This window comes from Litoreibacter ponti, from assembly GCF_003054285.1.
GTDB lineage: Bacteria > Pseudomonadota > Alphaproteobacteria > Rhodobacterales > Rhodobacteraceae > Litoreibacter > Litoreibacter ponti.
In genome coordinates, this window is record NZ_QBKS01000001.1 from 909,627 (window position 1) to 930,186 (window position 20,560).

At 64.3% G+C, this 20,560-nt stretch carries 22 protein-coding genes; 11 read left to right on the plus strand and 11 right to left on the minus strand.

All coding sequences use genetic code 11. The features are described 5' to 3' along the window. Positions 1-3 precede the first annotated feature (3 nt). Entirely contained in the window at positions 4-384 is a 381-nt protein-coding gene (locus C8N43_RS04590; RefSeq protein WP_107844480.1) for a response regulator transcription factor, read from the minus strand. Positions 385-446: 62 nt separating this feature from the next. Beyond that, on the minus strand, positions 447-1,754 hold the full coding sequence (locus C8N43_RS04595) for a short-chain fatty acyl-CoA regulator family protein (RefSeq protein WP_107844481.1): 1,308 nt from the start codon (positions 1,752-1,754) through the stop codon (positions 447-449). A gap of 252 nt (positions 1,755-2,006) precedes the next feature. On the opposite strand from C8N43_RS04595, the gene C8N43_RS04600 reads away from it, so the two are divergent. From C8N43_RS04600 to aat, 9 genes are all read left to right on the plus strand, one after another. After that, complete coding sequence (locus C8N43_RS04600; RefSeq protein ID WP_107844482.1) at positions 2,007-3,380, plus strand: substrate-binding protein; 1,374 nt, start codon at positions 2,007-2,009, stop codon at positions 3,378-3,380. A gap of 126 nt (positions 3,381-3,506) precedes the next feature. Next, positions 3,507-4,538 (plus strand): branched-chain amino acid ABC transporter permease, encoded by a 1,032-nt coding sequence (locus C8N43_RS04605; RefSeq protein WP_107844483.1) that lies wholly within the window; start codon positions 3,507-3,509, stop codon positions 4,536-4,538. A 4-nt stretch (positions 4,539-4,542) separates the two neighbouring features. Continuing rightward, positions 4,543-5,754, plus strand: coding sequence for a branched-chain amino acid ABC transporter permease (locus C8N43_RS04610; RefSeq protein WP_107844484.1), 1,212 nt, complete (start codon positions 4,543-4,545; stop codon positions 5,752-5,754). 12 nt (positions 5,755-5,766) lie between these two features. Then, entirely contained in the window at positions 5,767-6,525 is a 759-nt protein-coding gene (locus C8N43_RS04615) for an ABC transporter ATP-binding protein (protein WP_107844485.1), read from the plus strand. Between the two features lie 75 nt (positions 6,526-6,600). After that, entirely contained in the window at positions 6,601-7,356 is a 756-nt protein-coding gene (locus tag C8N43_RS04620; RefSeq protein ID WP_107844486.1) for an ABC transporter ATP-binding protein, read from the plus strand. 135 nt (positions 7,357-7,491) lie between these two features. Continuing rightward, positions 7,492-8,004 (plus strand): hypothetical protein, encoded by a 513-nt coding sequence (locus C8N43_RS04625; RefSeq protein WP_107844487.1) that lies wholly within the window; start codon positions 7,492-7,494, stop codon positions 8,002-8,004. A gap of 163 nt (positions 8,005-8,167) precedes the next feature. Continuing rightward, entirely contained in the window at positions 8,168-8,677 is a 510-nt protein-coding gene (accB, locus tag C8N43_RS04630; RefSeq protein ID WP_107844488.1) for an acetyl-CoA carboxylase biotin carboxyl carrier protein, read from the plus strand. A 6-nt stretch (positions 8,678-8,683) separates the two neighbouring features. Then, positions 8,684-10,027 (plus strand): acetyl-CoA carboxylase biotin carboxylase subunit, encoded by a 1,344-nt coding sequence (gene accC / locus C8N43_RS04635; RefSeq protein WP_107844489.1) that lies wholly within the window; start codon positions 8,684-8,686, stop codon positions 10,025-10,027. 39 nt (positions 10,028-10,066) lie between these two features. Continuing rightward, complete coding sequence (gene aat / locus C8N43_RS04640) at positions 10,067-10,690, plus strand: leucyl/phenylalanyl-tRNA--protein transferase (RefSeq protein ID WP_107844490.1); 624 nt, start codon at positions 10,067-10,069, stop codon at positions 10,688-10,690. On the opposite strand, the gene C8N43_RS04645 is transcribed toward aat, so the two are convergent. From C8N43_RS04645 to C8N43_RS04675, 7 genes are all read right to left on the minus strand, one after another. After that, the gene (locus tag C8N43_RS04645; RefSeq protein ID WP_245912900.1) at positions 10,596-11,099 is read right to left on the minus strand and encodes a DUF2155 domain-containing protein; all 504 of its coding nucleotides are present in this window, start codon (positions 11,097-11,099) and stop codon (positions 10,596-10,598) included. The two genes, aat and C8N43_RS04645, sit on opposite strands and share 95 nt — an antisense overlap. Next, positions 11,096-11,542: an outer membrane lipid asymmetry maintenance protein MlaD gene (gene mlaD, locus C8N43_RS04650; protein WP_107844491.1), complete on the minus strand. Its 447-nt coding sequence runs from the start codon at positions 11,540-11,542 to the stop codon at positions 11,096-11,098. The genes C8N43_RS04645 and mlaD overlap by 4 nt, the downstream gene beginning before the upstream one ends. A 24-nt stretch (positions 11,543-11,566) precedes the next feature. Further along, positions 11,567-11,950 carry an NADH:ubiquinone oxidoreductase subunit NDUFA12 gene (locus tag C8N43_RS04655; RefSeq protein ID WP_107846236.1) on the minus strand — a complete coding sequence of 128 codons (384 nt, stop codon included), beginning with the start codon at positions 11,948-11,950 and terminating at the stop codon, positions 11,567-11,569. A 68-nt stretch (positions 11,951-12,018) separates the two neighbouring features. After that, complete coding sequence (locus C8N43_RS04660; RefSeq protein ID WP_107844492.1) at positions 12,019-12,405, minus strand: RidA family protein; 387 nt, start codon at positions 12,403-12,405, stop codon at positions 12,019-12,021. Positions 12,406-12,418: 13 nt separating this feature from the next. Further along, positions 12,419-12,934 carry a hypothetical protein gene (locus C8N43_RS04665; RefSeq protein WP_107844493.1) on the minus strand — a complete coding sequence of 172 codons (516 nt, stop codon included), beginning with the start codon at positions 12,932-12,934 and terminating at the stop codon, positions 12,419-12,421. A gap of 12 nt (positions 12,935-12,946) precedes the next feature. Next, on the minus strand, positions 12,947-14,212 hold the full coding sequence (clpX, locus tag C8N43_RS04670; RefSeq protein WP_107844494.1) for an ATP-dependent Clp protease ATP-binding subunit ClpX: 1,266 nt from the start codon (positions 14,210-14,212) through the stop codon (positions 12,947-12,949). 162 nt (positions 14,213-14,374) lie between these two features. Continuing rightward, positions 14,375-15,001 carry an ATP-dependent Clp protease proteolytic subunit gene (locus tag C8N43_RS04675; RefSeq protein WP_107844495.1) on the minus strand — a complete coding sequence of 209 codons (627 nt, stop codon included), beginning with the start codon at positions 14,999-15,001 and terminating at the stop codon, positions 14,375-14,377. 171 nt (positions 15,002-15,172) lie between these two features. Between C8N43_RS04675 and C8N43_RS04680 the strand changes: the two genes are divergently transcribed. Then, positions 15,173-16,387 (plus strand): FAD-binding domain-containing protein, encoded by a 1,215-nt coding sequence (locus C8N43_RS04680; RefSeq protein WP_107844496.1) that lies wholly within the window; start codon positions 15,173-15,175, stop codon positions 16,385-16,387. 64 nt (positions 16,388-16,451) lie between these two features. Beyond that, positions 16,452-17,771, plus strand: coding sequence for a cytochrome-c peroxidase (locus C8N43_RS04685; protein ID WP_107846237.1), 1,320 nt, complete (start codon positions 16,452-16,454; stop codon positions 17,769-17,771). On the opposite strand, the gene C8N43_RS04690 is transcribed toward C8N43_RS04685, so the two are convergent. Both C8N43_RS04690 and C8N43_RS04695 read right to left on the minus strand, forming a co-directional pair. After that, positions 17,768-19,255 (minus strand): CRTAC1 family protein, encoded by a 1,488-nt coding sequence (locus tag C8N43_RS04690; RefSeq protein ID WP_107844497.1) that lies wholly within the window; start codon positions 19,253-19,255, stop codon positions 17,768-17,770. The genes C8N43_RS04685 and C8N43_RS04690 overlap by 4 nt on opposite strands. Then, the gene (locus C8N43_RS04695) at positions 19,240-20,502 is read right to left on the minus strand and encodes an ROK family transcriptional regulator (protein WP_107844498.1); all 1,263 of its coding nucleotides are present in this window, start codon (positions 20,500-20,502) and stop codon (positions 19,240-19,242) included. Before C8N43_RS04695 ends, C8N43_RS04690 begins: the two co-directional genes overlap by 16 nt. Positions 20,503-20,560: the final 58 nt, after the last annotated feature.

Genomic DNA, 20,560 nt, shown 5'->3' on the forward strand with positions numbered 1-20,560 from the left:
CCGCTACCCGGCTTGCGCGCCCGCGTAAAGCGCGCGCACGGTGCTCACCATCTCCTCGTTGGAGAAGGGCTTGGTCATGAAATGGCTGACGCCGTAGCTTTTTGCCAGCTCGCGATCCTTGGTCTGGCCGCGCGCGGTCAGCATCAGGATCGGCAGGTGCGACAGCGCTTCGTCGCGGCGCAGGTCGCGCAAGATCTCGAAGCCCGAGCGCCCCGGCAGCATCACGTCCAGCACCAGAACGTCCGGCGCGACGCGCCCCACCGCCTCGACCGCGCTCGTTCCATCGGAGTGGATGCGCACAGTCCAGCCGTCCCGTTCCAGCAGGAAGCTTATCGCCTCGATGATGTTCGGCTCGTCCTCCACGAGCAAAACCGATTTCGACATGAGCCAGCTTCCTCCCCAAAGTTGGGCCTCATGGCGCCATTAGGCCCCATTTTCGCGCCGTGTCAAAGCCTTGCCATGCCCTGCTCCAGGACCGACGGCTCACGGCGGGCCGCACAGTCGGCGCGCGCGCAGATGCGGCAGGTGGGTCCGACCGGCAAGGCGTCGGCCTCCGGGTCGGGGTCTTGGGCCACCAGAAGCATCGTCGCGTGATAGGTCTGCGCCGCATCAAACTGCACCGGACCTGCCGCGTGGGCCACCGCATAGCTGACATATTCCGCCCCGCCATCGCTCGCGATCCGGGCGCGGCGTGCTCGTCCCGGCGTGCTGAGCACGCTGAAGAGCGGCCAAAGCGGGCATCCTGCCCCGAAGCGCGGCAGCGCGAAGCCGCTGGGCTGCTTGCGCGCGATCAACGCACCCGACGCGTCGCAACTGACAAACCCGATATCGGGCAGCCACGGGCTGCGCGGAAGATTGGCGAGACGGCGAAACACGGCCTCGAGCGGGGCGTGGAACTGCGCAGCCAAGGCGGCCGGGTCGCAGGATGTGGCTTGCGCGGCCTCGGAAAATGGCTCCAGCGGCATCAGCTTTGCGTCCGCACGGTAAATCGCGAAGACGCGCTTGGCGTGGGTCCGCGCGGTGTGCGTATCCAGCTCGGACATCTCCGAGATGGCTTGATCGACGTCGGCGTCCGGGCCTTCCAGCGCCGCGATATGGTGTCCGCGCGCGTCGAGCGCGGCAAACACCGCCTCGGGCGGGGTGACGACGCCCTGCTCCTGACGCGACAGGCGATCAAGATGCGCGGCCATCGTTGCCGAGCTGTCGGCCAAACGGCGGCTTTCGGTGTCGATATTGTTGTAGAACCGCGTCTGCCAATCGCTGCCCAGATCCGGCGTCGCCACAAGGATCGAGGCGGTGGAGCGGATCGCGGCCACGGTCGACAGCACCTCGTGCATCTTTTCCGACAGAACCGGGTCGTGGGTCAGCCGGTCATTGAGCCCGCCGACGGTCTGCTCCAGCGCCTGAATCTGGCGGTGCTGCGCCGTGATCCGCGCGGCCCAGCCTGGAAAGCGCGCGACCAGCTCGTCGATCTGGTCCAGCTCGATCGGGGTGCCGTCCTCGGCCGCCGCTGCGGCGTCCTGCAGCTCGCTGACGACGGACTGTTCAGCCCCCTGGCTAAGCTGGGAGGCCTCGATCTGCAGCGCCTCCGACAGGGCCAGCAGGGTCTTGCCGCCGATTCTGCGGCGGTTGTGCTCGATCAGGTTGAGGTAGCTCGCCGAGATGCCGATCTGGCGCGCAAGGTCGGCCTGCTTGAAGCCGCGCATCAGGCGATGCTCGCGGATGCGCGAGCCGGTCAGGGCGGATTTCGGCATGGTCTCTCTCGCGATTTACAAGTCGGCCATGTGGCTTTTGTCGTGCAATTCCAGCGCGATGCCGCGCCGCTTAGAAAATAGGTTTACACTTTCTGCGCCTGCAATGTCCATTTGTTTACAAAGTTTTCTGACGCAACGTCGCGCCTGTTGCGTGAAATCGCGCCCCTCCCCGATACTGGTGAGGCTCGGGGGAACCATCCCGGCACGGCCCCTCGGAGGAGAGGCGGCCACAATCACTTAGGGAGGATTTTAATGTCCAAATCGAACTTCACGCGTCGTGGGATGCTCAAGACGTCGGCGGTTGCCGGCGGCGCGCTGGCGATGCCAACCATTTTTGACGGCTCCGTCTGGGCCGATGGCCACACGGGCTTTCTGAACGCCCCCACCGGTGACACCGTCACCCTGGGCTTCAACGTGCCTCAGTCCGGCCCCTACGCCGACGAGGGCGCCGACGAGCTGCGCGCCTACGAGCTGGCGGTCGAGCACCTGAACGGTGGCGGCGACGGCGGCATGATGAGCACCTTCTCGTCGAAGGCGCTGCAGGGCAACGGTATCCTCGGCAAGAAGGTCGAGTATGTGACCGGTGACACGCAGACCAAGTCTGACGCCGCCCGCGCATCGGCCAAGTCGATGATCGAAAAAGACGGCGCCATCATGATCACCGGCGGTTCGTCCTCGGGTGTGGCTGTGGCCGTGCAGGCGCTCTGCCAAGAGGCCGGCGTCATCTTCATGGCGGGTCTGACCCACTCCAACGACACCACCGGTAAGGACAAGAAGGCCAACGGTTTCCGTCACTTCTTCAACTCCTACATGTCCGGCGCAGCCCTGGCCCCCGTGCTGGCGGCCAACTACGGCACCGACCGGAAGGCGTATCACCTGACCGCCGACTACAACTGGGGCTACACCACCGAGGAAGCCGTGCGCTCCTCCACCGAGGCTTTGGGCTGGGAAACCGTCAACGCCGTGAAGACGCCGCTGACGCAGACCGACTTCTCGTCCTACATCGCCCCCGTGCTGCAGTCCGGCGCGGACGTGCTGGTTCTGAACCACTACGGCGGCAACATGGTGAACTCGCTGACCAATGCCGTGCAGTTCGGTCTGCGCGACAAGCTGGTCAACGACAAGAACTTCGAGATCGTCGTGCCGCTCTACTCCCGCCTGATGGCGAAGGGTGCGGGCGCCAACGTGAAGGGCATCTTCGGCTCCACCAACTGGCACTGGTCGCTGACCGACGAGGGCAGCCAAGCCTTCGTGAAGTCGTTCGGCACCAAGTACGGCTTCCCGCCGTCCCAGGCAGCGCACACCTGCTACGTGCAGGCGCTGCTCTATGCGGACGCCGTGGAGCGTGCGGGCTCGTTCAACCCCTGCGCCGTGGTCGAGGCCCTCGAAGGCTTCGAGTTCGACGGTATGGGCAACGGCAAGACGCTGTACCGCGCCGACGATCACCAGTGCTTCAAGGACGTGCTGGTTGTGAAGGGTAAAGAGAACCCGACCTCCGAGTTCGACCTTCTCGAGATCGTGGAAGTGACCCCGGTCGATCAGGTGACCTACGCACCCGATCACCCACAGATGCGCGATGGGAACGGCAATGCCGTGGCCGTTGGCACCTGCAACCCGGGCGCCTAAGCGCCCCGCCATACCGGCACAGTCTTAAACGCTGATCCGGGCCCCCTTTTTCGGGGCCCGGCTCTCCAAATGCAGCCACAGGCGCGGACCCCGGCGGGCGATGCGCGCACCACGAAAGGCAGGACAATGGACGCCATAATCCTCCAAATCCTCAACGGGCTGGACAAGGGGTCGGCATACGCGCTGATCGCCCTCGGCCTGACCCTGATTTTCGGCACGCTCGGCGTGGTGAACTTCGCCCACGGGGCGCTGTTCATGATCGGCGCGTTCTGCGCGGTGACCTTCTCGCGGCTGCTGTCGCTGTCCTACGAGACGGTGGACCCCACCAAGACCGACTTCCTCGGCAATCCCGCCAAGATCAACACGCCCTATGTGCAGGATTGGTTCGGGATGCAGACCGGATCGGTCATCATCGACTGGGCGGTGCCCCTGTCGATCCTGTTTGCGATCCCGGTGATGCTTGCCGTGGGCGTGATCATGGAGCGCGGGCTGATCAAGCACTTCTACCACCGCCCCCATGCGGACCAGATCCTTGTGACCTTTGGCCTTGCCATCGTGCTGCAGGAGATCATCAAGTTCTACTACGGCGCCAACCCGATCCCGACCCCTGCCCCGGCGGTTTTCGCGGGCTCTTTCGACTTTGGCACCCTGATGGGGTTCGACCCCAACACAATCATCTACCCCTACTGGCGTCTGGTCTACTTCGCCTTCGCGGTGGCGATCATCGCGGGCGTCTTCGCCTTCCTGCAATTCACGACCTTCGGCATGGTGGTGCGCGCAGGCATGGCCGACCGCGAGACCGTGGGTCTCTTGGGAATCAACATCGACAAACGCTTCACCATCATGTTCGGCATCGCCGCCGCGGTGGCGGGCTTGGCGGGCGTGATGTACACGCCGATCAACTCGCCGAACTACCACATGGGTATGGACTTCCTCGTCCTGAGCTTCGTGGTGGTGGTCGTCGGCGGCATGGGCAGCCTGCCCGGGGCCGTGCTGGCGGGCTTCGTGTTGGGCATCCTCGAGAGCTTCGCGTCCATGGCGATCGTGCTCGAAACGATCCCGGGGCTGAACCAGATCATCATCTACCTGGTGGCAATCATCATTCTGCTCACCCGCCCCCGTGGCCTGATGGGCCGCAAAGGCGTGATGGAGGAATAAGGCAATGTTCGGACTTAACAAAAAAGACTTCTCGCTTCTGTTGATCGTGGCCGGGCTGCTGCTTTTCGCACCCTTCCTTCTCAACCCCTTCCCCGAAGGCTCCGCCATGGCGCAGTTCAACGGGGGCTACCCGGACCTGATGCAGCGTCTTGTGATCTTCGGCATCTTCGCGGTGGGCTTCAACATCCTGTTCGGCCTGACCGGCTATCTCAGCTTCGGTCACGCGGCCTTCCTGGGTGTCGGCTCCTACGCGGCGATCTGGATGATGAAGCTTCTGACCATGAACGTCGTGCCCGCCATCATCATGGCGGTGATCTTCGCGGGCCTCTTCGCGCTGGTCGTGGGCTACATCTCGCTGCGCCGCTCGGGCATCTACTTCTCTATCCTGACGCTGGCCTTCGCGCAGATGTCCTATGCGCTGGCCTACTCGGTGCTGACGCCCATCACGGGCGGCGAGACAGGGTTGCAGCCCAAGCTGGCCGATCCGCGCCTGCTTGATGGCGCATCCGACGACGGGCGCATCCCGCAGGCCAACCTCTTTGGCCTGGACATGGGCGCCAGCTATGAGATGGCGGTCGGGCCATGGCTCTTCACCTTCAACGCGGGCTACTATATCGCGGCGGCCTTCATGCTTTTGGCCTTCTACATCGCGATCCGCATCTTCCGCTCGCCCTTCGGCATGATGCTGCGGGCGATCAAGTCCAACCAGCAACGCCTGAACTACACCGGCCTGAACGCGCGCCCCTACACACTCGCGGCCTTCGTGATCTCTGGCATGTATGCCGGCCTTGCGGGCGGTCTGCTGGTGGCAATGGACACGCAGGTGGGCCCGGAGCGGATGTTCTGGACGGCCTCGGGCGAGGTGGTGCTGATGACGATCCTCGGCGGCGCGGGCACCTTGATCGGGCCTGTGTTGGGCGCCGGTGTGATCAAGTACATGGAGAACATCGTCTCCAAGATCAACTCGACCATCCTGCATGACTGGTTCGCCTTCCTGCCCGACGGGATCGAGGATCTTCTGGTCACACTGATCTATCCCTTCGTGGGCAAGGGCTGGCACCTGACGCTGGGCATCATGTTCATGCTGGTCGTGATCTTCCTGCCCGGCGGGCTGGTCGAGGGCGGGCAGCGCATCGCGCGCCTGTTCGGCCGCGGCAAGAAGGACGAGGCCGCGGCCGAAACCGAAGCCGCCAAACAGCAACCCCCTGCGGAATAAGGAGTGCATGACATGGGAATTCTCGAAATCAAGAATGTCGGCAAGCGCTTCGGCGGTCTGCAGGCGCTCTCCGATGTGAACCTGTCGGTGGCCGAGAACACGGTCCACGCCATCATCGGCCCCAACGGGGCGGGCAAATCCACCCTGCTGAACTGCCTCGTGGGCAAGCTGATCCCCGACACCGGGTCGGTGACCTTCCAGGGCCAAAGCCTGCTGGGCCGCAAGCCCTACGAGATCAATCAGCTGGGCGTGAGCCGCGTGTTCCAGACGCCGGAGATTTTCGCGGACCTGTCGGTCTATGAGAACGTGCTGATCCCGTGCTTTGCACATCGGGACGGGTCGTTCCAGATGAACGCGATCAGCTCGATCAAGGGCCAGACTGACATCCACGATATGGCGGAGGCCATCCTGATGGACGTCAACATGCAGGACAAGCGCCATATGATCGCCTCGTCGCTTTCGCGCGGCGACAAGCGGCGGCTGGAAATGGCGATGTGCCTGGTGCAGGAGCCCAAGCTGCTGCTGCTCGACGAGCCCACCGCGGGCATGGCCCGCGCGGATACCAACAACACGATCGATCTACTTAAGGAGATCAAGGAGAAGCGCGACATCACCATGGCCATCATCGAGCACGACATGCATGTCGTCTTCTCGTTGGCCGAGCGGATCACCGTGCTGGCCCAAGGCACGCCGCTGGTCGAAGAAACGCCCGAAAACATCAAAGGCCATCCCAAGGTGCGCGAAGCGTATCTCGGCGAGGCACAGGTCTAGGGGGGCGAATTTTCTTATGAAGAAAATTCGGAAAACTCTTCAAAAGAGTTTTCCCCCCACCCCGGAGGAAACGAGATGAACGTAAAACCCGACTTCAACAAGAACGCCAACAACGCGGCCACCGCCCCCGCCTTCCTGTCCGTCTGGGACATCGAGGCGTATTACGGCGAAAGCTACATCGTGCAGGGCGTAAGTTTCAACGTGCACGAGGGCGAAATCCTCGCCCTGCTGGGCCGCAACGGCGCGGGCAAGACCTCGACCTTGCGCACCATCGCCCGTCTTGGCGACCCGCAGCTCAAGCACGGCGAAATCTGGCTCGACCACCAGCCGTTGCACAAGATGAAGAGCTACGAGGCCTCCGGCGCGGGCATCGCGCTGGTGCCCGAAGATCGGCGCATCATCGCCGGTCTGACGGTGGAGGAGAACCTGCAGCTGGCGCAAATCGCCCCGCCCATCGGCTGGTCGCTGGAGCGCGTCTACGAGCTGTTCCCGCGCCTCGGCGAGCGTCGCAAGCAAGAGGGCGTGACCCTGTCGGGCGGCGAGCAGCAGATGCTTTCCATCGCGCGGGCGCTCTGCCGCGACATCAAGGTCCTGCTCCTCGACGAACCCTACGAGGGGCTCGCGCCGGTCATCGTGCAGGAGATCGCCAAGACCCTGCAGGTGATCCGCGATCAGGGCATCACGACGATCATTGTGGAGCAGAACGCCGTCGCGGCGCTTAAGCTCGCCGACCGCGCGGTCATCCTCGACACCGGCTCCGTGGTCTATGACGGCTCGGCCGAAGAGGTGCTGGAGAACGAGGCGCTGCGGGCCGAATACCTCGCCATTTGAGCGCCACCGCTCCACATCGCCAAATTTCCTAAAACGCCGCTCATTCTCTTGGGCGGCGTTAACTTTTGGTTCAGGGGCGTGGCAGATCATCGGATTTGGTGGGGGCTCCTTGTATCCAAAATAGGAGTGTAAAACATGTCTGTCATATCCAGCCTCGGGGGTGGCGTGCCGTTCCAGACCAACGCCCCGCCGCCAAATGAGGCGCAGGAGCCGCCGCCGGAAGAGACAAAGCCGCCAACTGCCCAGGCCGAGCCACCCGCGGAGGACACAGGCTCCAACCAGACCAAACCTGTCGAGGCCAGTCCGGAGACGGACCAATCATCGCCTGCCGCTGCAGAGCGGTCCACGGCAGAGCCGGGTGATGCGTCCCGCAGCGATGCGGCCGCCTTGTCGATTTTTGATCGCCCCGCGGTGCCGCTGCCCGTCGAAGAGTTCCTACCCGCCCCCCGCGAGGACACCGTCCTGAGCGAGGCAGAGCTGCGCGCACAGGCTCAGGCCGTCGCCGATCAGCAAAAGACCGAGGCGCTGATTGAAGGCATCGCCTCCACCGCGTCGCAGCCCCCCAAGGGCGAGACGCTGAACCTGCTGGTGCCGCTGCCCGATGGCACCGAGCGGCCCGCGCAGGCCGCGGAGACGGAACGGGCCTAACGGCCAAACGCCTTTGCGGGCCGCCGACAGACCCTGTACCAAAGCAGGCGCGTGGCCCGCAAAACTGCATCTTTCCCCTTCTTGCCCCATCGCCTATAACCGCGAGGTGAAAACATAAGCCCGCGCTGCAGACGGGCGGCCCAGGGTCGAGGAAAGCAAATCCATGGCAAAGAACTCCCATGACGGCGATGTCGCGTTCGTAAAGGCGCTCGCGGAACTCCTGAAAGACAATGACCTGACCGAGCTGGAGGTCAAACGCGAGTACGGCGAGGATGACAGCCTGAACGTGCGCGTCTCCAAGCAGGTGACCTTGGTGCAGCAGGCCGTCGCCAGCGCGCCCGCCCCGGCCGCAGCCGCCCCCGCGCCAAGCGCCGCTCCCGCCGCCGCGGCGGAGGCGCCCGCGCCTGCAGCCGGGGGCAATGACGATCCCGCGCAGCATCCCGGCGCCGTGACCTCGCCCATGGTGGGCACCTGCTATCTGCAGGCCGAGCCCGGCACACCGCCTTTCGTCTCCGTCGGCGACCAGGTCTCCGAAGGCCAGACCCTGATGATCATCGAGGCGATGAAAACCATGAACCACATTCCCGCGCCGCGCTCCGGCACGGTGAAGCGGGTGCTGATCGATGATGGCACCCCGGTCGAATTCGGCGCGCCGCTGATGATCGTGGAGTAGTCCTCCATGTTCAACAAAATCCTGATCGCGAACCGGGGCGAGATCGCCCTGCGCGTCATCCGCGCCGCCCGCGAGATGGGCATCCAGTCCGTCGCGGTGCATTCCACCGCCGACAGCGACGCCATGCATGTGCGCATGGCCGACGAGGCGGTCTGCATCGGCCCGCCCCCCGGCACGGAAAGCTACCTGTCGATCCCGGCCATCATCTCCGCCTGCGAGATCACCGGCGCCGAGGCCATCCACCCCGGCTACGGCTTCCTGTCCGAGAACGCGGGCTTTGTGCAGATCGTCGAGGATCACGGCCTGAAATTCATCGGCCCCACAGCCGAGCACATCCGCGTCATGGGCGACAAGATCACCGCCAAGGACACGATGAAGAAGCTGGGCGTGCCTTGCGTGCCGGGCTCCGATGGTGGGGTGCCGACGCTCGAGGACGCCCTGCGCATCGGGGACGAGATCGGCTACCCGGTCATCATCAAGGCCACGGCGGGTGGTGGCGGCAAGGGCATGAAAGTGGCCCAAAGCGCCGATGAGATGAAGCAGGCCTTCCGCACCGCGCGCTCCGAGGGCAAGGCCAATTTCGGCAATGACGAAGTCTATATCGAGAAATACCTGACCACGCCGCGCCATATCGAAATCCAGGTCTTCGGCGATGGCAAAGGGCGCGCCGTGCATCTGGGCGAGCGCGACTGCTCGCTGCAGCGTCGCCACCAGAAGGTCTTCGAAGAGGCCCCCGGCCCCGCCATCGACGCAGAAACCCGCGCGAAGATCGGCAAGGTCTGCGCCGATGCTGTGGCCAATATCAACTATGCCGGGGCCGGCACGATCGAGTTTCTCTACGAGAACGGCGAGTTCTATTTCATCGAGATGAACACGCGCCTGCAGGTGGAACACCCGGTGACCGAGGCCGTGTTTGGCGTCGATCTGGTCAAGGAGCAGATCCAGGTCGCCGCCGGTCTGCCCATGTCCTTCCAGCAGGAGGACCTGCAGGTTCAGGGCCACGCCATCGAGGTGCGCATCAACGCCGAGAAGCTGCCGAATTTCAGCCCCTGCCCGGGCAAGATCACCCAGTATCACGCGCCCGGCGGGCTGGGCGTGCGGATGGATTCGGCGCTTTATGATGGCTACCGAATCCCGCCCTATTACGACAGCCTGATCGCCAAGCTGATCGTCTACGCCCCCGACCGCCCCGCCGCGCTGGCACGTCTGAACCGGGCCTTGGGCGAGCTGATCGTCGATGGTATCGACACCACGACGCCGCTTTTTCACGCGCTGCTGGCCGAAGACGCCGTGCAAACCGGCGAGTACAATATCCATTGGCTGGAGCAGTGGCTCGCGCAGAACACCTGATGCTTGCGCCATGGCGGCAGGGCTGCTTTTCTCAGGCCCATGTCCGCTGAGCTGACCCCTGCCCTGATCCTGAACGCCTATGCGCGCGGCATCTTTCCGATGGCCGAAAGCCGCGAGGATGAGGGCTTGTTCTGGCTCGATCCCGAAAAGCGCGGGGTGATCCCGCTCGACGGGTTCCATATCTCGCGCTCGCTGCGCAAGACAATCCTGCGCGAGCCCTTCCAGATCAAGGTGGATACCGATTTCGCAGGCGTGATCGAGGGCTGCGCAGACCGCGCCGAGACGTGGATCAACGGCCCGATCTTCGGCATCTACATGGACCTGTTTCGCGCGGGCCACGCCCACTCGGTCGAGGTCTGGGACGGCGACACACTGGTCGGTGGGGTCTACGGCGTCACGCTGCGCGCGGCGTTCTTCGGCGAGTCGATGTTTTCGCGCCGCCGGGACGCCTCAAAGATCGCGCTGGCCTATCTGGTCTCGCGGCTGAATGCGGGCGGGTTCAGACTGTTCGACACGCAGTTCATCACGCCCCATCTCGCCTCGCTGGGCGGGATCGAGATGACGCGCTCTAGTTACCGCCAAGCCCTTCGGGACGCATTAGCGGCAGAGGCGAACTTTCTCCGGCAACCACTGACGGTGTCCGGTCGTCAAGTTTGCACCTGATCGCCCAGACGTCATAGCGCGGGTGATCCATCGCGTTCAAAGCAGGGCTGGAGGCAATCATCCACCCGTCGAACACCGGCCCGCCCAGATTGCGGTCGACCACCAGAAGCCCCACATAGGCGTCCCCGCTGGGGTTACCCTGCGGGTAGCGGCACTCGCGCATCGTGATTGTCAGCGGCCCGTATGTGATCGGATCGCCCGCCGTCAGAACGATGTCCTCGCTGGCCCCTGCCAGCTTGTCGAGCCCCCGCATCACCGCCTGCGGCGCGATGGACACCGCCTCGCGGGTCTCGGCCTCTACGGTCGGCGCGTTGCCCAGCTGGATTGTCGTGGTGTCGCCCTGGATCGTGACCTGCGCCGCGACGGGCGTGGCCAGCATCGCAATCGCGGCCGCAAGCGGTCGGATCATTCCTCGGACCCGGCCACGAATTTCATCAGGAGCGTGATCAGGGAGACAGAGCTTTGGGTGTCTTCAATCTCGCCGCCCGGCTCCAGATTGAAGGGCGAGCCGCCGGGGATCACCTCGACGAAGCTACCGCCCAGAAGCCCCTCGGAGCTGACCGAGATGGCGCTGTCATCGGGCACTTCGATGTCGCTTTGCATGGTGAAGGTCGCGTCCGCGCGGAAGGTCGTCGGGTTCAGGTCAAGCCCTGTGACGGTGCCCACCTTGACGCCCGCCATGCGCACATCCGTGCCGACCGACACCCCTTCGGCGGAGCGGAAGCTCGCCGTCAGCGGGTAGCTGTCGCCGCCCACCGCAAGGCTCGTCGCCCCGGTGGCGTAGACCAGAAAGCCCACCGCCACGGCCAGGACGCCGGTGCCGACCACCACTTCGGTTGTGTTCTCTGCCATCTGCTCAGCCCCTGTCCTTTGCGCCTATTCCGGCGTCCAGGCCTCGTAATCCTTGCGCTCCACGGGGTCCGCGCGGCGCAGCGATCCTTGCGGCGCGTAGGCCATCGCCGTGCCGGTCAGGTTTGGCTGGTGCGGCTTTTCCCACGCCTTGTGCTTGACCGGCGCCTTGGTCGGCGGCTCGTCCCAGGTGTGGTGCAGCCAGCCATGCCAATCCGGGCTCACGCGGGAGGCTTCCGCCTCGCCGTTGAAAATGACCCAGCGGCGCTTGCCGTCCTGCGTCTGGTAGAAGATGTTGCCAGCCTCGTCCTCGCCCACACGCACGCCCTTGCGCCAGGTGAAAAATTGCGTGTTGAGGGTCTGCCCGTTCCACCAAGTGACGGCGCGCAGCAACGTGTTGAGAATGCCCATATCGGCCTCCGAATTCATCGTGTCCTATATGGCCCATCGCCACGCGCCCGTCCAGTGGACAGGCCGCCTCAGGCCCGCGGTTTATATGCCGTCACTTCTATCTCGATCCGGAAGCGCGGGTCGATCAGCCCGGCCTCGGTCATCATCGCGGCGGGCGGGTTGTCGCCGAACGCGGCGCGCAGTGCGGGCCAGCAGGCCTCGAACTCGGCCGCATCCGGCAGCACATAGGTCACGCGGACCGTGTCAGCAAAGCTCGCCCCCGCCTCGTTCAGGGCCTTTTCGATGATCTTCAGCGCCCCTTCGCATTGACGCACCGGGTCCAGCGTATCTTCGCCGGTCTCATGGTCCGTCCCGCAGACCGTGCCTGACATATGGATCCAGTCGCCCGCCACCACCGCGCGGCAGTAGCCTACCTTTGGCTCGAACGGGCCACCGGAGAAGATACGTTTGATCATGGGGGCGGTCCTTTCAGTCACCAAACCGAATGCGCGCCGCGATGCGCTGCGGCTTGGAGTACACATAAACGGTCTCGCCAACCGGGCCAATGATGACATGAGATCCTTCCCGGGTGATGGCAGCCTCGATCCGTTGGGCCACCTCATCGGACCAATACGGCATGCACCCGGTGATCGCATCGCGCGTCCCATCTGGCGGGTCCGCCATTGGCGTTGCCTGCCACGCGCCGTCGCCCCATCTGAGATACCAGGGTGGCGTGTCCTTCCTCGCGTGTGCGGGCGGATGTTCGGGCATATCCGCAGGTGGCGCGACAATCGCATAGGTGCAATCCCACGCCTCGCCGCCAAGGCGGTGCCAGCGGCGACTTTCCAGAACCTCGAACGCGGGAAACACCGGCGCAAAGACCTCCGACGCGTAGGCCGGGTTGTCCACCAGCGCCCGCTTTGCGTGACAGCCATAGAAAACCAACACTGGCAGCAAAAGGAAAAGGCCGATCCGCAGGATCGACCTTTTCAAATCTTTCAGCATGGCCGCTTACGCTTAGCCCGCTTCGGCCTCGGCCTCTTTCTTGGCTTCACCATAGATGATCAGCGGCTTGGCTTCGCGGCCGACAGCGTCCTCGTTGACGACCACTTCGTCGACATTCTCCAGCGCAGGCAGATCAAACATTGTATCAAGCAGAATGTCCTCAAGGATCGAGCGCAGCCCCCGCGCACCGGTCTTGCGCTCGATGGCGCGCTTGGCGATGGCGGTCAGCGCGTCGTCGGTGAAGGTAAGCTTGGCATCTTCCAACTCGAACAGGCGCTGGTATTGCTTGATCAATGCATTCTTCGGCTGGGTCAGGATGGTGACCAGCGCGTCCTCGTCCAGATCCTCCAGCGTCGCGATGACCGGCAGGCGGCCGACGAATTCCGGGATCAGGCCGAATTTCAGCAGATCTTCCGGCTCCAGGTCCTTGAACAGCTCGCCGACGCCCTTGTCATTTTCTTCACGCACATCGGCGCCGAAGCCCATGGCGGAGCCTTTGCCGCGCTGCGCGATGATCTTGTCGAGCCCCGCAAACGCGCCGCCGCACACGAACAGGATGTTCGTCGTGTCGACTTGCAGGAATTCCTGCTGCGGATGCTTGCGGCCGCCCTGCGGCGGCACGGAGGCCACGGTGCCTTCCATGATTTTCAACAGCGCCTGCTGCACGCCCTCGCCCGACACGTCGCGGGTGATCGACGGGTTGTCGGACTTGCGGGTGATCTTGTCGACCTCGTCGATGTAGACGATGCCGCGCTGTGCGCGCTCGACATTGTACTCGGACGCCTGCAGCAGCTTGAGGATGATGTTCTCGACATCCTCGCCCACGTAACCGGCTTCGGTCAGGGTCGTGGCGTCGGCCATGGTGAACGGCACATCAAGGATGCGCGCCAGCGTCTGGGCCAGCAGCGTCTTGCCGCAGCCAGTGGGGCCGATCAGCATGATGTTGGATTTCGCCAGCTCGATGTCGCCGGATTTGCCCGCGTGGTTGAGCCGCTTGTAGTGGTTATGGACCGCGACCGAGAGCACGCGTTTCGCGTGGCCCTGCCCGATCACGTAATCGTCCAGAACTTCGCAAATCTCCTGCGGGGTCGGCACGCCGTCCGCGGCCTTCAGCCCGGCGGTCTTGGTCTCCTCGCGGATGATATCCATGCACAGCTCGACGCATTCATCGCAGATGAATACGGTCGGACCCGCGATCAACTTGCGCACCTCGTGCTGGGATTTGCCGCAAAACGAGCAATAGAGGGTGTTCTTGCCTTCACCAGAATTGTTAGCCATCGCACCACCTATATCCGTGTTATGCCGACGCGCCATTTTGGCCCGCGCCGTGTTCGTTTTGCCTATGGCCCGTAGGTTAGGCCAGCCTCCGCAGAGGCACAACGCCAAAAGTGTTAATTGCGCGGCCCCGTCACGCAGGTGTCACGGGGCCGCAGCACGGACCTATTCTTCGTCGTCGCCCTTGGCACGATTCTCGACGATTTCGTCGATATGTCCCCATTCTTTTGCCTCTTCCGGGGTCATCCACAGATCCCGATCCAGCGCCTTTTCGACCGCCTTTTTGGTCTGTCCGGCGTGCTTGACGTAAAGCTGATACATCCGCTCGCGGGTGCGCTCGATATGGCGGGCGGAGATCAGGATATCTTCCGCCTTGCCCTGCGATCCGCCGGACGGCTGGTGGATCATGATCTCGGCATTGGGCAGCGCAAACCGCATGCCCTTTTCGCCGCCAATGGCGATCACCGATCCCATCGACGCGGCCATGCCACAAATCAACGTGGACACTTTCGGCTTGATGTACTGCATCGTGTCGTAGATCGACATGCCCGCCGTCACTTCGCCGCCGGGCGAGTTGACGTACATCGAAATTTCTTTGGACGGGTTCTCGGCCTCCAGATGCAGCAGCTGTGCGACGACAAGGTGCGACATGCCGCTGTGGATCGGGCCGTTGATGAAGATGATCCGCTCTTTGAGCAGACGGGAGAAGATGTCGTAGGCGCGCTCGCCCCGGCTGGTCTGTTCCACCACCATTGGGACGAGGTTCATATAGGTTTCAACTGGATCGTGCATGCCTGCCTGCCTTGTGCTGAGCGCGCTTTTAGCGCCGTAAATATGAAGATGAGGTTAGTGGCGGAAAAAAACGGGTGCAAGCGCATCTCGTGCGCGGTCCCGGGCGACGCGTGAGGGCTTGAAATGGGGCCGCGGCGCCATACCGTCAAGCCCCCAAGTTCGAGGAGCCCCATGACCTTTCCGCCGACCCGCACCGCCGCCCTGGAACGCCTGTCGAAATTCGTGCCCAAATCGGGCCGCGACTACGCCGCCAAGCGCAACTTCGACCTTGGTCCGGGCCGCCACGACCACGTCTCGACGCTGTCGCCCTACCTGCGCCACCGCCTGATCACCGAGCGCGAGGTGGTCGAGGCCGTGCTCGGTCGCTACAGCCTCTCCTCGGCCGAGAAGTTCGTTCAGGAGGTCTACTGGCGCACCTATTGGAAAGGCTGGCTGGAATTGCGCCCGTCCATCTGGATGGACTATCGCACGGATGTGAAAGCGGGGTTAAACCGGCTGCAGACCGAAAGCGGGCTGCGGGCCGAGTTCGATGCGGCCTGCGCGGGCGAGACCGATATCGAGTGCTTTAACTTCTGGGCACAGGAGCTTGTAAACACGGGATATCTCCATAACCATGCGCGCATGTGGTTCGCCTCGATCTGGGTGTTCACGTTGCGGCTGCCATGGGCTTTGGGCGCGGATTTCTTCCTGCGCCACCTGCTTGATGGCGACCCGGCCTCCAACACGCTGTCGTGGCGATGGATCGCGGGGATGCAGACCAAGGGCAAGACCTACCTCGCCCGCCCGTCCAACATCGCCAAGTTCACCGACGGGCGGTTTCAGCCCAGCGGACGTGAGCTGGCCAGTGATGCCCCGGCCCTCGACAGCCCGGACAACCCGCCCGTGGGCGAGCCGCCCTATAGCGATCACTGGACCGCCAACCTGCCCACCGCGCTGCTGATCTCCGAGGATGACATGAGCCCCGGCTTCATGCTGGACCGCGGCCTCAAACCGCAGGCGACCGCCAGCTTCTCAGCCGCAAGCGACCGCTCCCCGCTGGTCGTCTCGCCCCGCGTCACGGAATTCACCGAGGCCGCGCTGGACGATTGCACCGCGCGCTACGGCGACAGGCTGGGCAACATCACCAAATCCCCCGAGGACCTATTGGCCTGGGTGCGCGACACGGGCGCCGAGCAGGTGGTGACAGCCTATGCGCCCACCGGTCCGGCGCAGGAGCGGCTCGACACGCTGGAGCGGCAATTGAAAGACCACAATATTCCCCTGATCCGCATCCTGCGCGACGAGGACAGCGCCGCCTGGCCCTATGCCACCCACGGCTTCTTCAAGTTCAAGGAGAAGATCCCAAAACTTGTGGGGGAATTGAAGGGCTTACGCGCCGCCTCTTAATCAACACTTGGCAGGGAAAGGCGCGCTGGTTAGGGTTGTGGAAAACAACACGACCCTTGGCAGAATGCGCAGTATCTACATCCTCTCCCTTGCGGCGATCGCGCCGCTTGCGGCGCACGCGCTGGACCTGCCCGCGCCGGTCACTGATGACGCGTATCGGCCGGTCAACCGGGCCGAGGCCGAGCTGGGGCAGCTGCTGTTCTACGATCCGATCCTGTCAGGCAATCGCAACATCTCTTGCGCCACCTGTCACCATCCGAAATTCGGCACCGCAGACGGCGTGTCCCTGTCGCTTGGCGAGGGCGGTATCGGCCTTGGCCCCGACCGGCGCGCGGACCCCGATAACCTGCCGGAGCAGCGCATCCCGCGCAACGCGCCGGGCCTGTTCAACCTCGGCGCCCATGAATTCACCGTCATGTTCCATGATGGCCGGATCGAGGTCGACAAGGAGCTGCCCGGGGGCATCCGCACGCCGATGGACGAGGATATGAACACGGGCTTCGCGACACTTCTGTCGGCGCAGACGATGTTCCCCGTGCTCAGCGCCGACGAGATGGCGGGGCATTACAGCGAGAACGACGTCAGCCAGGCCGTGCGCCAGGGCCGGATCACCGGAGAAGGCGGCGCGTGGGATATCCTGTCGCAACGCATCGCCGAAAACCCGATTTATGCCCATCTTTTCAAGTCGGTATACCCCGACATTGAGAAGGGTCATGCGATCATGTTCACCGATATCTCGAACGCGATCGGGGCCTTCATCGAGCTGGAATGGCGCTCTGATCAAAGCCTGTTCGACCGGGTGCTGCGCGGCGAGGCTGAGATGTCACCCGACGCCACTGCGGGGATGGAGCTGTTTTACGGCGACGCGGGCTGCGCCACCTGCCACAGCGGGCCATTCCAGACTGATCACAGCTTTCACAACATGGGCGTGCCGCAGTTCGGCCCCGGCAAGGCGGCCCGGTTCGAAACCCACGCGCGCGATCTTGGCCGCGCACGGGTCACCGGCGACGACGCAGACGCCTATGCCTTCCGGACCCCTTCTCTGCGCAATGTCACCAAGACTGCGCCCTATGGGCATACCGGGGCCTATCGCGGCTTGGGAGATTTCATCCGCGCCCATGTCGATCCGGTCAATGCACTGTCGAGCTACAACCGCGTCGAGCCAGTCCTGCCCGCGCTGGAGGTCGAGGATTTCTGGGTCATGGACCGCCCCGAAGAGGTGGACGCGATCCGCACCAGCGCCAAAAGCTTCACGCAACCCTTAAGCGATCTGGAAGTCTCGCAGCTGGTGGCGTTTCTGGCAACGCTCGAAGACCCCGATGCGATCGAGGGGCGTCTGGGCATCCCCCAGCAGGTCCCCAGCGGATTGCCGATCGACCGCTAGCGCGTCAGCCGGTGGATGCGTCCGGCTTCAAAGCTTTGCCACGGCCCTTCGACCCCATCGGGCCAGATGATGCGCGCTTCGGCGCGCTCGGCGTCCCCGAGCCCCACATGCACCGCTACCGCCTGCCCGCTGACATGCCCGCCGCCCACGGTGATTTCCTTGGCGATCACCCGATCCCCCAGACGCAGCTCGATCCACGCGCCCACCGCGCGGGTGTTCGCGCCGCTCTGGCGCGGATCGAAGGCCAGCCAGTTGCCGGTGTCCGCGCTGATATTGCGATATAGTTGCAGAGGCGCGCGTCGGTTGATGACGACCAGATCAAGCCGCCCGTCGCCATCGAAATCCGCAAGCCCCGCCCCGCGGGAGCGTTTCAGGCTTGCGATCCCAGCCTCTGCGCCGCGCTCCTCGAAGGTCCCGTCCCCCTTCTGGATCAGCAGGTTATTGGGATCCTTCGTCGCCATCCCCGGCATCTGATCGACATTGCCCTTGGCGATGAACAGATCATCACGCCCGTCATTGTTGATGTCACCGAACTGCGCGTGCCACCCGGTCGAGGGCCGACCATCACCGCCCGTATAAGGCCGCGCGGCGTAGGTGCCGATGCCAAAGGGCGCGGCAGAATAGCCTTCGGGCGAGGCAATCTGCATCAGCTGATCGCCCATCGAGGTCAGCACGACCTCTGGCCGCCCGTCGCCGGTGATGTCCTGGCTGGCAATCCCCATGCCCCAGATGCTGATCGGCTTCCACCCGTCGCCCTCCCGCAAGGTGAGCTGCGGCATCGCCCACATCTGCTCCGACCCGCCGCGCACATAGTAGTGCCGATCGTTGGACACCCTCAGGTCCTGCGTGCCGCTGCGTTGCCAGTCCGAGAACAGCATGGAAAGCGCACAAAACCCCGGCTCCAGGTCGGTCTTTTCGTAGCCATCAGACCCGCTTGCGCGGTGAACCTCATTTACATCGCATGCCTCGAACGGCCCATCTGGGTTGCTGCGGTCGACATAGTTGCCCACCGCAAGGGTCGGCCAGTCGCGGCCCTGCTCCCACGTGGCGGAGAAGGCGGTCGACCAGCGGTCCCCGCCGTCAAAGCCCCACTCTGCCGTTGCATCCGTAAAGCTGCACTCCGGCCCGCCACGAAGCAGCACATTCGCGCCCACGCGCAGCACGGCCAGGTCGAGCATCCCGTCGCTGTCGATATCGAGCGGGTAAAGCCCGGTCACGCCCTCCAGCGGGGCAATCTCGCCGCGCGTAAACCGCATCTCGCCGGGCACGGAGCCATTGCGGTACAGCGCCATCGGCTTCGCACCGCCTGCGGCGACGAACTCCGGCAGGGCGTCGCCGTTGCAGTCCAGCACGGCCACCCCGCCGCCCACGAAATGCTCCCAGCCACCGGTGTAGATATGGGGCTCGGCCAGCTCCACCGGCTCGAACGCAGGCTCGGCATATGCCATTCCCGGCAGGCACAGAAGGATCAGATATCGGCCCATGCGTCCCCGAAGGTCTCGTCGGTCACCGCAGACAACGCCAGCGCCGCGCCGCCGCGCGCCCAGACAAAGCCGCCCCAGACATTGATGTCGATCTTGGGCGGCGGGCGGCCCTTGTCGAGTGTCAGCGCCGCCATCTCGGCCACGACCTCTTCGGCATAGAGGTAGTCATAGCGCATCCGCTCGCCCGACAGGATGATCAGGTCCGGGTCGAACAGGTGCACCACATTCGACAGCCCCACCGACAGGTAGCGCCCGGCGCGGCGGAAGATGGTGCGCGCACGCTCATTGCCCGCCTTCGCCTGATCATAGAGCGTCTCCAGCATCGACGAGATCTTGCCCGACTGATCGCGGTTCATGTCCAGCGCCACCCGCGCCTCGCGCACTAGCGCGTAATCGGCCACGTAGGCCTCCAGACACCCGCGCGCGCCGCAGCGGCATAGCGCGCCGTCCAGCTGCACCTTGGTATGGCCCAGCTCCAGCCCCAGCCCCATTGCGCCGCGATAGAGCTGGTTGTCGATCACCAGCCCCATGCCCACGCCATATTCGATGGTCACCACCGCGAAGGATGATTTGTGCCGCCCCGCCCCGAACCACAGCTCGGCCAGCGTCAACACGTTGGTATCATTGTCGATATGCACCGGAAGCCCCATGCGGGCCGACATCTGTTCGCGGATCGGCATGTCGCGCTCCAGCAGTACGGGCGACCAGGGCACATGGCCGCGCTCATGGTCGACCACCCCCGCCAAACCGACCCCCACGGCAGAGATCTGGGCCCGGGTCAGCCCGGCCTTCTCGACCACCGCCTCGAATAACGAGGCGGCCTCTTCGACCAGTGTCGCGGCATCTTTTTTCAACGCGTCGGTCTGGAAATCCATCTCGGCCAGCTGCCCGCCCGCGAAATCGACGACGACGGCGGAATGGCCGAAATCGCCCATCTTCATGCCGACGACGTAGCGCGCGCCGGGCGAGACCGACAGGGCCACCGGCGGGCGACCGCGGGCGGAGCCGTGATGGGGTGTCTCAACCTCGTGGATCAGGCCCGCTGCGATCAACTCGGAGGTCAGCGCAGTGACCGAGCCGGGCGAGACGCCCAAATCCTTGGCCACGTCCACCCGCGGGATCTGCCCCGCCGCGCGGACGCGCTCGAAGACCTGCTGGCGCAAGGGGGGCGCGGCTTGGCCTGCCAGTGGCAAGGCCGGACCGCAGCCCTCGGGCGCGAGGGGCGCGGAATTGCTGCGGCGCGGCATTTCCTTCACATGCAAAACTATATCCCCTCGAGATTCGGTATGAACATCGCAATTACCC